Source organism: Dietzia sp. Alg238-R159 (assembly GCF_900537145.1).
Lineage (GTDB): Bacteria > Actinomycetota > Actinomycetes > Mycobacteriales > Mycobacteriaceae > Dietzia > Dietzia kunjamensis.
Map to the genome: position 1 here is coordinate 123,281 of NZ_UNRI01000006.1, position 15,481 is coordinate 138,761.

At 70.1% G+C, this 15,481-nt stretch carries 12 protein-coding genes and 1 tRNA gene; 9 read left to right on the plus strand and 4 right to left on the minus strand.

Annotated elements, in window-relative coordinates:
- Positions 1-2: 2 nt before the first annotated feature.
- The 3 genes from G6R20_RS14100 to G6R20_RS19035 all read right to left on the minus strand — a co-directional run bounded on the left by G6R20_RS14100 (position 3) and on the right by G6R20_RS19035 (position 2,969).
- The gene (locus tag G6R20_RS14100; RefSeq protein ID WP_154830888.1) at positions 3-1,541 is read right to left on the minus strand and encodes a PP2C family serine/threonine-protein phosphatase; all 1,539 of its coding nucleotides are present in this window, start codon (positions 1,539-1,541) and stop codon (positions 3-5) included.
- Positions 1,538-1,996, minus strand: a complete 459-nt coding sequence (locus G6R20_RS14105) for an FHA domain-containing protein (RefSeq protein WP_067716492.1) — start codon at positions 1,994-1,996, stop codon at positions 1,538-1,540. The genes G6R20_RS14100 and G6R20_RS14105 overlap by 4 nt, the downstream gene beginning before the upstream one ends.
- An 85-nt stretch (positions 1,997-2,081) precedes the next feature.
- Positions 2,082-2,969: a DUF3662 and FHA domain-containing protein gene (locus G6R20_RS19035; protein WP_120285685.1), complete on the minus strand. Its 888-nt coding sequence runs from the start codon at positions 2,967-2,969 to the stop codon at positions 2,082-2,084.
- Between the two features lie 189 nt (positions 2,970-3,158).
- Here G6R20_RS19035 and G6R20_RS14115 point away from each other — a divergent pair.
- From G6R20_RS14115 to G6R20_RS14130, 4 genes are all read left to right on the plus strand, one after another.
- Positions 3,159-3,241 (plus strand) — tRNA-Leu (locus G6R20_RS14115).
- 432 nt (positions 3,242-3,673) lie between these two features.
- Positions 3,674-5,260: a Re/Si-specific NAD(P)(+) transhydrogenase subunit alpha gene (locus tag G6R20_RS14120; protein ID WP_163376787.1), complete on the plus strand. Its 1,587-nt coding sequence runs from the start codon at positions 3,674-3,676 to the stop codon at positions 5,258-5,260.
- Between the two features lie 4 nt (positions 5,261-5,264).
- The gene (pntB, locus tag G6R20_RS14125) at positions 5,265-6,686 is read left to right on the plus strand and encodes a Re/Si-specific NAD(P)(+) transhydrogenase subunit beta (RefSeq protein WP_163376749.1); all 1,422 of its coding nucleotides are present in this window, start codon (positions 5,265-5,267) and stop codon (positions 6,684-6,686) included.
- Between the two features lie 225 nt (positions 6,687-6,911).
- A complete protein-coding gene (locus G6R20_RS14130) occupies positions 6,912-8,369 on the plus strand; it encodes an NAD-dependent succinate-semialdehyde dehydrogenase (RefSeq protein WP_163376750.1) in 1,458 nt (485 codons plus the stop codon).
- A 136-nt stretch (positions 8,370-8,505) separates the two neighbouring features.
- On the opposite strand, the gene G6R20_RS14135 is transcribed toward G6R20_RS14130, so the two are convergent.
- A complete protein-coding gene (locus G6R20_RS14135; protein ID WP_163376751.1) occupies positions 8,506-9,828 on the minus strand; it encodes an ammonium transporter in 1,323 nt (440 codons plus the stop codon).
- A gap of 274 nt (positions 9,829-10,102) precedes the next feature.
- Between G6R20_RS14135 and glnT the strand changes: the two genes are divergently transcribed.
- From glnT to G6R20_RS14160, 5 genes are all read left to right on the plus strand, one after another.
- Positions 10,103-11,515 carry a type III glutamate--ammonia ligase gene (gene glnT, locus G6R20_RS14140; protein ID WP_163376752.1) on the plus strand — a complete coding sequence of 471 codons (1,413 nt, stop codon included), beginning with the start codon at positions 10,103-10,105 and terminating at the stop codon, positions 11,513-11,515.
- 58 nt (positions 11,516-11,573) lie between these two features.
- A complete protein-coding gene (locus G6R20_RS14145) occupies positions 11,574-12,470 on the plus strand; it encodes a glutamine amidotransferase (protein WP_163376753.1) in 897 nt (298 codons plus the stop codon).
- Positions 12,471-12,531: 61 nt separating this feature from the next.
- Positions 12,532-13,275: a protein glxC gene (locus G6R20_RS14150; RefSeq protein ID WP_163376754.1), complete on the plus strand. Its 744-nt coding sequence runs from the start codon at positions 12,532-12,534 to the stop codon at positions 13,273-13,275.
- An 87-nt stretch (positions 13,276-13,362) separates the two neighbouring features.
- The gene (locus tag G6R20_RS14155; protein WP_163376788.1) at positions 13,363-14,700 is read left to right on the plus strand and encodes an FMN-binding glutamate synthase family protein; all 1,338 of its coding nucleotides are present in this window, start codon (positions 13,363-13,365) and stop codon (positions 14,698-14,700) included.
- Positions 14,701-14,752: 52 nt separating this feature from the next.
- The gene (locus G6R20_RS14160; RefSeq protein ID WP_069389466.1) at positions 14,753-15,409 is read left to right on the plus strand and encodes an XRE family transcriptional regulator; all 657 of its coding nucleotides are present in this window, start codon (positions 14,753-14,755) and stop codon (positions 15,407-15,409) included.
- The last annotated feature ends 72 nt before the right edge of the window (positions 15,410-15,481 follow it).

The window sequence follows — 15,481 nt, forward strand, 5'->3', positions numbered from 1 at the left end:
GGTCAGCTCACCGCCCGGCAGGTCTCCCCGGGCACAGGTGCGGGGGTCGTGGGGGAGGGGGGAGTCGCCGGTTCGTCCGTGGGGGCGGGCTCGCCGGGCGACGGCGACCCGGTGGGTGCGGGGGAACCCGTGGGAGAGGGCGACTCGGTGGGAGAGGACGACGACGAGGTCTGCTCGCGCGGGCGCTCCTGCTGCTCACGGGGGTCGCACGGCGGCAGGAGGTTGTCCTCCGTGAGCCGGGAGACCTGGGCGCCCGCCTCGGCGAGGCTCCCCGACGGCAGTCCGGCGCGAACGGTCTCCCGGGCGGGTTCGCGGAGGTCCCCCAGGGTGAACACGTCGCATCCGGCGGGGATGGCATCGGGGGAGTGCATGGTCAGGTCGCCCTCGCGGGTCAGGCACCCCACCTGGATGACCGAGGCCAACGAGATGCCGAAGACCTCCCCGGAGATGCCCCTCTTCACCACGACCTGGCTGTCCGACTCGGTGACGAAGTAGTTGCTGCGGACGAGCAGCGCGGACACGCCCACGATCCCGGCCAGCAGTACGAGCACCCCGACGACGCTCAGGGCGAAACGCCATCTGCTGCCGCGCGGTGGGGCGGCGTCGACCTCGTCGTCGTCGGATCCGTTCCCACGCCCGGCACCCGACTCCCCGGCGGCACCGGACGTTCCGGCGGCTCCCCCGCGTGAGGCGACCTGGGCGCGTGAGAACGCGGCGGCCTTACCGGCCGCGGTGTCGGAGTAGGGGTCGGCGGCGGGGTCGATCTGGCCCGGCTCGTCGCCCGACGCCGCGCCCACCACCACGGGGATGACCGGCGCGTCGCGCGGGGAGTCCAGGACGTCGGCCAGGACGACCGTGATGTTGTCCGGCCCGCCCGAGCGCAACGCCAGCTGGACCAGCCGGTCCGCGGCCTCCTCGACGGTGCCGGTGGCCAGCGTCTCGGCGATCGTCTCGGTGCTCACCGGGTCGGACAGGCCGTCGGAGCAGAGCAGGTAGCGGTCGCCGACCCGCGCCTCGCGGATGACGGCGGTCGGCTCCACCGGCTCCCCGGTCAGCGCCTTGAGGATGAGCGAGCGCCGCGGATGGGTGTGGGCCTCGTCGGCGGAGAGCTCCCCGCGGTCGACGAGGGACTGGACGAAGGTGTCGTCCTTGGTGATCTGGGTCAGCGTCCCGTCACGCAGCAGATAGGCCCGGGAATCACCCACGTGGAGCAGGCCCATGCGGCGGCCGTCGAACAGCAGCGCGGTGGCCGTGCACCCCATGCCGTCGGTCTCCGGGTACGCCTCGACGTGGGAGGCGATCGCCTCGTTGCCGACCGTCAGCGCGCGGGTCAGGGCCCCGGTGAGATCCTGCCCCGGTTCGTCCTCGTCGAGCCTCGCCAGCGCCGCCACGACGAACTGGCTGGCGATCTCACCCGCGGCGTGGCCGCCCATGCCGTCGGCGAGGGCCAACAGGCGGGGGCCGGCGTAGGCCGAGTCCTCGTTGTTCTCCCGCACCATGCCCAGATGTGAGCGCGCGGTGTAGACGAGCGCCGGGGTCACGTGCGCAGCTCGATCACGGTCTTGCCGATCCGGATCGGCGTGCCGGCGTCCACCTTGACCGGGGTCGTCACCCGCGATCTGTCCAGATAGGTGCCGTTGGTCGAGCCGAGGTCCTCGAGGAACCAGTCGGGGCCGTGCGGGGACAGGCGGGCGTGCTGGTTGGAGGCGTAGTCGTCGTCGATCACCAGGGTGCACGAGTCGGCCCGGCCCACCAGGACCGGCTGCTCGGACAGGGTGATCCGGGTACCTGCGAGGGCGCCCTGGGTGACCACGAGATGCCGGATCGCCCGGGAGCCGCGGCCGAACACGCCGCCCCGGCGCTCACCGCGGCCGGACGACCTCATCCCCACGTTGCCGAAGACGTCGGTCTTCAGCGCCCGCAGGGTGAGGTAGATGAACAGCCACAACAGCGCCAGCAACAGGCCGCGCGAGAGCTGCAGAACGAGTCCCTGCACTGGTGCCGTCCTCCCCTCGCCCGCCGATTCACCTCGGACAACGTGTGGCCGCCCCCGGTGGTTCCGGGGGTCATCCGTGTCGAGGCTAGTCGAACCGGACGGTGATCTCCGAGTGTCCGACCCTGATGACGTCGCCGTCGGCGAGTTGCCAGTCCTGGATCGGCCCGTCGTTCACCGTGGTGCCGTTGGTCGAGCCGAGGTCGGTGAGAACCGCTTCCCGACCATCGAAATGGATGTCCGCGTGCTGGCGTGACACCCCGGTGTCGGGAAGGCGGAAAGCGGCGTCCTGCCCGCGTCCCAGCAGGTTGGAGCCCCGTTGGAGGCGGAACGTGCGCCCCGAGCCGTCCTCGAGGTGCAGCGTGACCGTCAGCGAGGCCCGGCCCTGGGTGATCTGGGTCGGGGCGTCCGACGGGCCACCCCAGCCCGCGCTCCGGGCTCCGGGGCCGGTCGAGACCGGGTAGTTGGAAGCGGGTGCCTGCATGTCGCTGTTCTCCTTGCTCGCACTCGGCCCGTCCACGCCCCGTCGGTCCCCACCCGGCGACGACGGCGCGGGATGATCCGGCGCCGGCGCCGGTGCGGCGGCCGAGATGTGGAACGGGACGGCGTCGGGGTCCACGACCCCGTCGATACGCATCTGTCCGGTGTGGAGGTCATCGCGCTCCACGAAGGTCACGGTGACGGGGCCGTAGGTCTCCCAGCCCTGCTCGGAGATGTGATCCGACAGGTGGCGGGAGAAGGTCTTGACGGCCAGGGCCTCGTCCTCGGTGAAAGAGGCGTAGTCAGACCGGGCCAGGGTGATGGTGTAGCTGTTGGACACCAACAGGTGCCCGTCGACCACCTTGAGGGAGGCCTCCGCCTGCTTGCGGAGCTGCGACTCCACCTCGGCCGCCACGACTTTCCCGCCGAAGAGACGGGCGAACGCGTCGCCGACCGCGCCCTGAAGGGTGCGCTCGAACTTCCCGACGATCCCCATACCTCGCCTCCTTCCTCGTGGTGGGCCGCGGCCATCGGCCGGCTCGGCTGTCCTCGCGCCGCCCGCGGCGGCATCCGGTCGATCATAGAGGCGGTGGCGGTGGGAAGCACGCTTCCAGCCGCAGGGAAGCCCTCACCAGCCGATTAGTGCGGTCGGAACGCCGCGTGTTAACATATTCGGGCGTTACTCGGGCGAGTGGCGGAATGGCAGACGCGCTGGCTTCAGGTGCCAGTGTCCTTCGGGACGTGGGGGTTCAAGTCCCCCTTCGCCCACATATCGGGAGCACCCCGGATCGTCTCTGACGGTCCGGGGTGCTTTTTGTTTCATGCCACTAAGCACCAAGCCGTATGGTTTACGTCACAAGGCTCTCGAAAACGGTCCCACCGGCTCGTTCGCGGTCCACAGTGTCCCGTAGGCTCTGCCGGAAGTTCTTCCGGTGGACGTGGCGCCACCCTGCCCGCGCCGGAGGACGACGCCGTAACGGTGGACGAAGCAGGGGTAACCATCCCACCCCGAGCCGCTTCGTGAGCTCTGATCTCGGATCGGTGACTGGAGCGCACCCCGGGCACACACGTGCCGGGCCTGTGGAGAATACGTAGAACACGCCAAAACTCGAGACGTCAGAGCCGGCGCACACGCGTCGGCTCGCTCACAACGCAGTAAAAGGATGCCCTATGGCTTCGAGCCTTGAAGAGATCCCTGATATGAAGCCGGACTCCGATGTCCGGGATGCCGGTGTCGCGCCGTCGGTGATCGGTGTGGTCGCCGAGTCCAACCCGGCGGAGAACCGCGTGGCGGCGACGCCCGAGACAGTGGCGAAGCTGATCGGCCTGGGATACCGGGTCGTGGTGGAGCACGGCGCCGGTACCCGCGCGGAGTTCGCGGATGCCGCATACGCCGAGGCCGGTGCCGAGCTGGCCGATGGTGACGCCGCGTGGTCGGCGGACGTGGTGATGAAGGTCGCCGTGCCCACCGAGGCAGAGGTGGCGCGGGTCCGGTCGGGCGCGACGCTGGTGGGCCTGTTGGCCCCGGCGCAGAACGAGCACCTTCTCGGTGTGCTCGCCGAGCGCGGCGTGACCGCGCTGGCGATGGATGCGGTCCCGCGTATCTCGCGGGCGCAGTCGATGGACGTGTTGTCGTCGATGGCGAACATCGCCGGCTACCGCGCCGTGATCGAGGCGGCGCACCACTTCGGGCGGTTCTTCACCGGCCAGGTCACCGCGGCGGGCAAGGTCCCGCCGGCCAAGGTCCTCGTCGCGGGCGCCGGCGTGGCGGGTCTCGCCGCGATCGGGGCCGCCTCGAGCCTGGGCGCGATCGTCCGCGCGACCGATCCGCGCCCCGAGGTGGCCGACCAGGTGGGGTCCATCGGTGGCGAGTATCTGCCCGTGGAGGTGCCCGAGGAGGAGAAGGTCGTCTCCACCGACGGCTATGCCAAGGCGACCAGTGAGGCCTACGACCGGGCCGCGGCGAAACTCTACTCGGAGCAGGCAGCCGACGTGGACATCATCATCACCACCGCGCTGATCCCGGGCCGGCAGGCACCGCGCTTGATCACGGCCGCCGACATCGCGACGATGAAGCGTGGCTCGGTGATCGTGGACATGGCCGCCGCGCAGGGCGGCAACGTCGAGGGCAGCGTCCCCGACCAGGTCGTCGTCACCGAGGGCGGTGTGACGATCATCGGTTACACCGACCTGGCCGGGCGGCTACCCGCCCAGGCCTCGCAGCTGTACGGCACCAACCTGGTCAACCTGACCAAGCTGGTCACCCCGGACAAGGACGGCGCGTGGGCGCTGGACATGGACGATGTGGTCCAGCGCAGCGTGACGGTGACACGGGGCGGCGAGATCATGTGGCCGCCCCCGCCGGTGCAGGTCAGTGCCGCCCCCGCGGCGGCCGCTGCCCCCGAACCGGTCGAGCCCAAGCCTGAGAAGAAGAAGATGTCGGCCGGCGCGAAGCTCGGCCTGATCGCCGCTGGCATGGCGTTGCTGCTGCTGCTCACCGCGGTCGCGCCGGGGGACATCCCGCGCCACATCACGGTGTTCGTGCTGGCGATCGTGATCGGCTACTACGTCATCGGCAACGTGCACCACGCGCTGCACACCCCGTTGATGTCGGTGACCAACGCGATCTCCGGAGTGATCGTCGTGGGTGCGTTGCTGCAGGTCGGGATCGACAACACCCTCGGCCTGGCGCTCGCCGCCGTCGCGATCCTCGTCGCGTCCATCAACGTCTTCGGCGGTTTCGCCGTGACGCGTCGCATGCTCGGCATGTTCTCGAAGGGAGCCTGAGCAGATGTCTGTTGAGACCGCCGCCAATGCGGCCTACCTGGTCGCCGCACTGCTGTTCATCCTGTCGCTCGCCGGGCTGTCCAAGCACGAGACCGCTCGCCGGGGCCTGACGTTCGGGATCTCCGGCATGGCGCTGGCCCTGGTCGCCACCGTTGCCCTGGTCATCGACCACCAGCCGGCCACCATCGGCATCGTGTTGATGGTGGTGGCCGTCGCCATCGGCGCCGTCATCGGTCTGATGCGCGCGCGTAGCGTGCAGATGACCGAGATGCCCGAACTCATCGCCCTGCTGCACTCGTTCGTCGGCCTGGCCGCCGTGCTGGTCGGGTGGAACGGTTACCTCGAGCCCGAGCTGCACGGTGAGCTCACCGGTTCGCTGCTCGGCATCCACCACGCCGAGGTGTTCATCGGCGTGTTCATCGGTGCCGTCACCTTCACCGGTTCGATCGTCGCCTACCTCAAGCTGTCGGGGAAGATGAAGTCCGCACCGCTGGTGCTGCCGGGCAAGAACCTGATCAACCTCGGCATCCTCGTGGCGTTCGTCGCGCTGACCGTGTGGTTCGTCATCTCCCCCGCGCTGTGGATGCTCATCGTGGTCACCGCCCTGGCGCTGGCCCTGGGCTGGCACCTGGTCGCCAGCATCGGTGGCGGCGACATGCCGGTCGTGGTGTCGATGCTCAACTCGTACTCCGGCTGGGCCGCCGCGGCCACGGGCTTCCTGTTGGGCAACGATCTGCTCATCGTGACCGGCGCGCTGGTCGGCTCCTCCGGTGCGTACCTGTCCTACATCATGTGCAAGGCGATGAACCGCTCGTTCTTCTCCGTCATCATGGGCGGCTTCGGTATCGAGGCCTCGTCGGGCGAGGGCAAGGACCACGGCGAGCACACCGAGATCGATGTAACCGGTGCGGCCGAGATGCTGGCGGATGCCTCGAGGGTGATCATCGCCCCCGGTTACGGCATGGCCGTGGCACAGGCGCAGTATCCGGTCGCCGACCTCACGCGCACCCTGCGTGAGCGCGGTGTCGATGTGCGCTTCGCCGTCCACCCGGTCGCCGGCCGCCTGCCCGGCCACATGAACGTCCTGTTGGCCGAGGCCAAGGTGCCCTACGACATCGTGCTCGAGCTCGACGAGATCAACGACGACTTCGCGGACACCGACGTGGTGCTGGTCATCGGTGCCAACGACACGGTCAACCCGGATGCCGCCGAGGACCCGGGTAGCCCGATCGCGGGTATGCCCGTGCTCCACGTCTGGGAGGCCGAGAACGTCATCGTGTTCAAGCGGTCGATGGCCGCCGGTTACGCCGGCGTCCAGAACCCGCTGTTCTTCCGCGACAACACCCAGATGCTGTTCGGCGACGCCAAGGACCGCGTCGACGACATCCTGGCCGCGGTGAAGGACCAGCAGGGCGCCAGGGCCTGACGCGGCGACCCGCCCGTTCGACCGTTCGACCACATCCGCTACTCGCCCTACGGATCCGCTATTCCGATTGGAGTAGCGGATCCCGAGGGGGAGTAGCGGATGTGGTCGTTTGTGGTTTGTGGTCTGTGGTCTGTTGTTTGTCGTCCGGATGGCGGGCGTCGGGCGGCGGGGCCCCGGTGGTGGATACGACGGCGCCCCTGCGGGCGGGGCGGGTAGAAGTGAGGCATGAGCCACGCACCCACCAGCGCCTATCCGGACACCCGCCTGTTCATCGACGACCAGTGGACCGACTCCGCCGACGGCCGCACCATCGACGTGCGCAACCCGGCCGACGGGCAGGTGATCGGCACGGTCGCCCACGCCTCCACCGCGGACCTGGACCGCGCCCTCGACGCCGCCGACCGGGGCTTCGCCGTGTGGCGGGACACGACCCCGGCCAAGCGCGGCTCGATCATGCGCGCGGCGGCGCAGCTGTTGCGGGAACGGGCCGATTCCGTCGCCCGCATGATGACGCTGGAGCAGGGCAAACCGCTGCGGGAGGCGAAGGGCGAGATCCTCGCGGCGGCCACCATCGTCGACTGGTTCGCCGATGAGGGACTCCGCGTCTATGGCAGGCTCGTACCCCACCGCAGCGACCTCACGATCCGCCAGATGGTCGTGAAGGACCCGGTCGGCCCGGTGGCGGCGTTCACGCCCTGGAACTTCCCCGTCAACCAGGTGGTCCGCAAGATCGCGGCCGGGCTGGCGGCGGGGTGTTCCCTGATCGTCAAGGCGCCGGAGGAGACCCCGGCCAGTCCCGCCGAGCTCATCCGGGCCTTCGCCGATGCGGGCCTGCCGGCCGGGGTGTTGGGTCTGGTCTACGGGGACCCTGCCGAGATCTCCGGGTATCTCATCCCGCACCCCGTGATCTGGAAGATCACGTTCACCGGCTCGACGGCCGTCGGCAAGCATTTGGCCGCGATGGCGGGACAGCACATGAAGCGCAGCTCGATGGAGCTCGGCGGCCACGCGCCGGTCATCGTCTGCGACGACGCCGACCTCCGGCTGGTCCTCGACGCCATGGGCCCCATGACGTTCCGCAACGCCGGTCAGGTGTGCATCTCCCCGACGCGGTTCCTGGTGCAGAACGGCATCCGCGACGAGTTCGCCCGCGAACTGGCCCGGCACGCCGGGCAGATCCGGGTCGGCAGCGGACTCGAGGACGGCACCACCATGGGTCCCCTCGCCAACGATCGTCGACTCGCGGCGATGAGTGAGTTCCACTCCGACGCCGTCGACCGGGGTGCGGAGGTCCTCACCGGCGGTCACCGGATCGGCGACGCGGGTAACTACTGGGCTCCCACCGTGTTCAACGAGGTGCCGACCGAGGCGCGGTTGTTCAACGACGAGCCGTTCGGGCCCGTCGCCGCCATCCGGGGGTTCGATCACCTCGACGAGGCGATCGCCGAGGCCAACCGCCTGCCCTACGGGTTGGCCGGTTACGCGTTCACCGGGTCGCTCGCGAACGCGGACCTCCTCACCCGCAGGGTCGAGGTGGGGATGCTGTGGGTCAACATGCCGTCGATGCCGTCCGCCGAGCTGCCGTTCGGCGGGGTGAAGGACTCGGGCTACGGCTCCGAGGGCGGTCCCGAGGCCATGGAGTGCTACCTCAACACCCGGTCGATCGCGATCCGGAACGTCTGACCCGCCGTCGGGCACGACGAACCCGGGGCACGACGAACCGGGACACGACGAACCGGGACACGACGAACCCCGGGGCCCGCAGCCGAGTCGGATCGAACCGGCGGCAGACCCCGGGGTCATGCAGTCGCGTGAGGCGTCAGTTCTTCGTCGTGTTCGCCACCTCCTCCGGTGAGTCCTCCACGGCCGCGGCCGTTCCGAGACCGTCCTGGAAGTACGCCATCTCGCGGTGGTAGGCCTTGTCGAGGCCCTCGAGCTCTGCCTCCTCGGTGACGCGCAGCCCCATCGTCTTGTCGAGGACGACCGCGATGAGCAGCGTGACCAGGAACGAGTAGGCGACCACGGCCACCGTGGCGAGGGTCTGCGCCCCGAGCTGCCCGAACCCGCCGCCGTACAGCAACCCGGCCTCACCGACGGGCGAGGCGGGATCGGCGATGACGCCGATGAGCATCGTGCCGATGACGCCGGCGACGAGGTGCAGCCCGGCCACGTCGAGGGAGTCGTCGTATCCCAGGCGGAACTTCAGGCCCACCGCGTAGTGGCACACCACGCCGCAGATCAGGCCGATCGCGATGGCGCCGAGCGGGCTCACCGACGAGGCGGCCGGGGTGATGCCGACCATGCCGGCGACCAGCCCGGACGCGACACCCAGGGTGGTGGGGTGCTTGGCCCGGACCTGTTCGGTGATCATCCACGCCAGGGCCCCGCACAGGGCGGCGACGACGGTGTTCAGGGCGGCGACGCCGGCCGTGTTGCCCGCGGCGACCGCCGAGCCGGCATTGAAGCCGATCCAGCCCGCGAACAGCATCCCGGCGCCGAGGAAGGTCAGGGGGACACTGTGCGGCCGGCTCACCGTGGGGAACCCGGCGCGGCGACCCAGTACGAGCACCAGGGCGAGTGTGGCGATGCCGGCGTTGATGTGGATGGCGGTGCCGCCGGCGAGATCGATCGCGCCCAGGCCGTTGGCGATCCACCCGCCCACGACCGAACCGTCCTCGGAATCGAACGCGAACACCCAGTGGGCGACGGGGAAGAAGACGAGCAGAGGCCACACCAGGGCGAAGACCAGCCAGGTGGAGAACTTCATCCGGTCGGCGACGCCGCCGGCCACCAGTGCGACCGTGATGCCCGCGAACAGCAGGAGGAATCCGGCGAACAGGGCGGGCGGAAGTCCCGGTGTCTCAGGCTCGGCCATGATCCCCCTCAGCCCCAGGTACTCCAGGGGGTCCCCGAGGAGTCCGAGCCCGCCGAGCGAGTTGCCGAAGGTGAGGGAGTATCCGACGACGACCCACAGCACGGCCATCACCGCGACCGCACCGATCGTCATCATCATCATGTTGAGCGTGCTGCGGATGCTGACCATGCCGCCGTAGAACAGGGCGAGACCGGGCACCATCAGTGCCACTGCGACCATGGCCGCGAGCACCCAGGCGGTGTCCGCCGCCGCGATGGCTACGTCCATCTGTCTCTCTTTTCTCTGCAGGCCACCGGTGGCGGCTGTCGGGATAAACGAACGTTTCACAGTGTGATCCCGTGGTGCTCACCGCCGCGTATCGCGATGGTTTCCATCTGGTTACCGGATTCGGCGGAGGAACACCCCGCTCAGCGGTTCGTCCCTTCGCCGCAGGTGAGCGCCGGACGCGATGCTCCGCGAAGCCGTAACACGGCGGTAACCACCACGGGGTTTCCGCTCAGTAGGTTATGAACACCACGCAGAAACAAGCCCAGGAGGGCCCATGACAGTGACCGCAGATCCCACCGTCGGGGTCGCCGCTTCCCGGAACGGCTCGGCCGTCCACCCTCCGGTCGCGCCGATCAGGACGGGGGCCGACCAGGGGCCGGGCCCCCTCGCCAGGGTCGTTGCCGAGACCGGGACGCGATTCGTCCTCGCCGTCTTCACCAACCTCCGTGGCAAACCCTGCGCCAAGCTCGTGCCGGCCTCGGCCGTCGACCAACTCGAAGCCGGAGTGCTCGGCTTCGCCGGTTACGCGGCCGACGCGATGGGCCAACAACCGGAAGACCCCGACCTCGTCGTCGTCCCCGACGCGCGGTCCTTCACCTCGTTGGACTTCATCAAACCCGGGTTGGCCCTCGTGCACTGTGACCCCTGGGTGGGCGGGCGACCGTGGCGCTTCGCGCCACGCGTCATCCTCGGCCGGGTGCTCGCCGACGCCGCCACCAACGGCCTCGAGCTCAAGGTGGGCGCCGAGGTCGAGTACTTCCTGGTCCGCCGGAACGCCGACGGCACGCTGCGCACCGCCGACCCGAAGGATGACGAGTCCCACCCCTGCTACGACGCCCGCGGCGTCACCCGCATGTACGAGCACCTCGCCGGGGTCTCGGAGGCGATGAACACCCTCGGGTGGTCCAACTACGCCAACGACCACGAGGACGGCAACGGGCAGTTCGAGCAGAACTTCGCCTACGACGAGGCCATGGTCACCGCCGACCGGGTCATGACCCTGCGCTACATCATCTCGATGCTGGCCGAACAACGGGACATGATCGCCACCTTCATGCCCAAGCCGTTCTCCGACCGGACCGGCTCGGGGATGCACCTGCACATGTCACTCTGGCGCGGGGGCGACGCGGTGTTCCCCTCCGAGGGCCCGGACCGGTACGGGCTGGGGCTCTCGCCCACCGCCTACGCCTTCATCGGCGGCATCCTCACCCACGCCTCCGGTATGCACGCGGTCCTGTGTCCGACGATCAACTCCTACAAGCGCATCGGTGCACGCACCACGACCTCCGGTGCGACCTGGTCGCCGACCGACGCGACCTACGGCGGCAACGACCGGACCCACTACCTCCGCGTCCCCGACGCGAACCGGGTCGAGCTGCGCGGCGGCGACGGATCCGCGAACCCCTACCTCGCGATAGCGGTACAGCTGGCTGCCGGACTCGACGGCATCCGACGCGACCTCGACCCGGGACCGCCCGCCGCCGTCACCGACGCCACCCACACCCTGCCACCGACGCTCCTGCACGCCGTGGAGGCGATGGTCGCCGACGACGTCGTGCGCGCGGCCCTCGACACCTGTGGAGACGGCGTCGCGGACTACTACGCCGGCCTCAAGCGCGACGAGTTCACCGCCTGGCACAACACCGTCACCCAGTGGGAGATCGACGAGTACCTCACGGCGTTGTGAGCCGCCCACGACCCTGCGTCACCCACCCACCCGCTCTCACTACACCTCAGGAGAATCCATGTGCGGCATCGTCGGACTCCACCTCCGCGACCCCGGCCTCGAGCCCCGGCTCGGCGAACTGCTCACCACCATGCTCGGTGAGATGACCGACCGGGGATCCGACTCCGCGGGAGTCGCCATGTACGGCAACCCCGACTGGAACCCCGCCGGTTCCGCCACGGTCACCGTGCTTGCCGACGGCGTCGGCGTCGACACGCTCACCCAGCGCGTGGGCGCCGAACTCGGCCGCCCGGTCGACGGACAGGAGCTCGGCGCCACCACATTGCTCAGTGCCGTCACCGACGTCGACTCGCTGGCGGCCGCCGTCCGCACCGCCGCCCCCGAGGTGGTCCTGGTGGGAATGGGTCGCGAGCTGGCCGTGCTCAAGGGGACCGGCCTGCCGCTCGACCTGGCCGCCGGTTTCGGCCTGGCCGGAGCCAGCGGCTGGCAGGGGGTCGGCCACACCCGGATGGCCACCGAGTCGGCGGTGACGCCCGCCGGGTCGCACCCCTTCTCCGTCGGACCGGACCAGTGCATCGTCCACAACGGGTCCTTCTCCAACCACGCCTCGGTCCGACGGCAGCTCGCCCGACGCGACATCCGCTGCGACACGCTCAACGACACCGAGGTCGCCGCCCGGTTCGTCGCCGCCCAGATCGCGCAGGGCGCCGGCATCGACCAGGCGCTCGAGGAGATGGCCGGAGTGCTGGACGGCTTCTACACGCTGCTGGTCTCCACCGCGGACGACTTCGCCGTGGTGCGCGACCCCATCGCCTGCAAACCCGCGGTGATCGCCGAGACCGACCAGTACGTGGCGATGGCGTCGGAATACCGGGCGATGGCGCACCTGCCGGGTATCGAGAGCGCCCACCTCTACGAGCCCGAACCCGGCCGCATCTACCACTGGCACCGCTGAGCGCGCACCGCCGACAGTCGGACCCCGTCACCGCCCCAGCCCCGCACCCGAAGGACCCACCATGACCGTCATCGCCGATCAGGACCTCACCCCCGACCAGACCTCCGCGGCCGAGCCCACGACCGCATCCCGCGTGATCAACCTGCACGATGCCTCCCTGCGCGAGGTCAACCGGATGCTGCAGGAGTCCGACGGGACCGGCCGGTTCCTCGTCACGGACCCGAGGGGGGCGCACGCCCTGGCCGTCGGCCTCGACAGCCCCGATGAGGTGATCATCGACGGTCCGACCGGGTATTACACGGCCGGGATGAACGACGGCGCCCACGTGACCGTCAACGGCAACGTGGGCGTCGGCGTCGCGGAGAACATGATGTCCGGGACGGTCCGCGTCCACGGTTCGGCCTCCCAGTCGGCCGGCGCCACCGCGCATGGCGGCCTGCTCGTGATCACCGGTGATGCCGGCGCCCGGTGCGGCATCTCGATGAAGGGCGTCGACATCGTCGTGGGCGGGTCGATCGGGCACATGAGCTGCTTCATGGGTCAGGCCGGTCGGCTGGTCGTGCTCGGTGACGCCGGGGACGCCCTGGGGGACTCGCTCTACGAGGTCCACATCTACGTCCGGGGGTCGGTCACCTCTCTCGGCGCCGACTGCGTGGAGAAACCGATGCGGTCCGAGCACCACGACGAGCTCGCCGACCTACTCGACCGTGCGGGGTACGCCGACGTTCCGACAGCCGGGTTCCGCCGGTACGGGTCCGCCCGCACGCTCTACAACTTCGACGTCGACAACGCCTCGGCGTACTGAACCACCCCATCCGCTCGCCTCCGACGACCCGCACCAGAGGAGTCCACCATGCCCTTCGACGGACCGACCCGATACGCCACCACCGCCATGCGGCCGCCGGGCGCCGACGACCCGACCCTGCGCGAATCCGCGACCTTCCCGCGGGCGGTCATCCACGAGATCCAGCGAGCCGCCGACACCGGGATCTACGACATCCGCGGCTGGGGCGCCAAGCGTCGACTGCCCCACTTCGACGACCTGCTCTTCCTCGGCGCATCGATGTCCCGGTACCCGCTCGAGGGCTACCGCGAGCGCTGCGACACCGACATCACCCTGGGTGCCCGGCACGCCTCGAAGCCCATCCATCTGGACATCCCGGTGACGATCGCGGGCATGAGCTTCGGCGCCCTGTCCGCGCAGGCGAAGGACGCGCTCGGCCGGGGCGCCAGCGCCGCCGGGACCTCCACGACCACCGGCGACGGGGGGATGACGGCCGAGGAGCGCGGCCAGAGCTCCAAGCTCGTCTACCAGTACCTGCCGTCGCGATACGGCATGAACCCGGTCGACCTGCGCAAGGCGGATGCGATCGAGGTGGTGTTGGGACAGGGGGCCAAACCCGGTGGGGGAGGGATGCTGCTCGGGCAGAAGATCTCCGACCGGGTCGCGCAGATGCGCACCCTGCCCAGGGGCATCGACCAGCGCTCGGCATGCCGGCACCCGGACTGGACGGGGCCGGACGATCTGGCCATCAAGATCCTCGAGTTGCGGGAGATCACCGGGTGGGAGAAGCCGATCTACGTCAAGGTGGGCGCCACCCGCACCTACTACGACGTGAAGCTGGCGGTGAAGGCCGGCGCCGACGTCGTGGTGGTGGACGGCATGCAGGGGGGCACGGCCGCCACCCAGGACGTGTTCATCGAGCACGTCGGCATCCCCACCCTCGCGGCGATCCCGCAGGCCGTGCAGGCGTTGCAGGAGATGGACCTGCACCGCGAGGTGCAGCTCATCGTCTCCGGCGGAATCCGGTCGGGTGCGGACGTGGCCAAGGCGATGGCGCTCGGGGCGGACGCGGTCGCGATAGGGACCGCCGCGCTCATCGCCCTGGGCGACAACGACCCCCGCTACGAGCAGGAGTACCGCGAGCTGGGCTCGGCGGCCGGCTTCTACGACGACTTCCAGGAGGGGCGGGACCCGGCCGGCATCTCCACCCAGGACCCGGAGCTGGCCGCCAGGCTGGACCCGGTCGCCGCGGGAAGGCGCCTGGCCAACTACCTGCACGTGCTCACGATGGAGGCGCAGACCATCGCCCGGGCCTGCGGTAAGTCCCACCTCACGCACCTGGAGCCGGAGGATCTGGTCGCGCTGACGATGGAGGCCGCCGCGATGGCCCGGGTGCCGCTCGCCGGGACCGACTGGATCCCCGGCCAGGCCGGGCGGGGCCTGTGAGATGACCGTCGCCCCGGAGGTCGCCGCCGCGCCGGAGACTATCGTCGACGCCATGGGGACCGAGCCGGAGGCCGCGCGCAGGATCGTCCACCAGGCCGCCCCCCGCGAGCTGCCGGTGGACGTCCCCACCGGCGGCGATCTCGAGCGGATCATCGGGTTCCACGTCCGCCGACTCCGCCTCTCCGAGGGGCTGGGGGTGGCGGAGATGGCGCAGCGGATCGGCATCTCCAAGGCGATGCTGTCCAAGATCGAGAACGCCCAGACCTCGTGCTCGTTGAGCATGCTGGCCAAGCTCGCCTCGGGGCTCGACGTCCCTGTCACCTCGCTGCTGCGTGGCGCGGACACCCGGAGGGACGCGGTGTTCACCGCCGACGGTCAGGGCGCCACGATCGTGGGCCGCGGCACGGCGGCCGGCCACGTCTACGAGCTGCTCGGCGCGCTGCGGGGCCCGAACAAGCGCATCGAGCCGGTCCTGGTCACCCTGACCGCCGAGTCGGAGGCGCATCCCCGCTTCCAGCACCCGGGCACCGAGCTGCTGTACATGCTGGCCGGCGACATGATCTATCACCACGCCGAGTCGGAGTACCGGCTCCGGCCCGGGGACTCGTTGCTTCTCGACGGCGAGGGGGTCCACGGCCCGGTGGCGATGCTCGAGCTGCCCATCCGATTCCTCTCGGTGACCGCCTACCCGGACGGCGTTGAGGGCTGATCCGGACCCCCGGACCGCCCGCCCGTCCCGTCCACCGCTGACCGCGCGGGCGCTCGCGCGCCGATGCGCCTT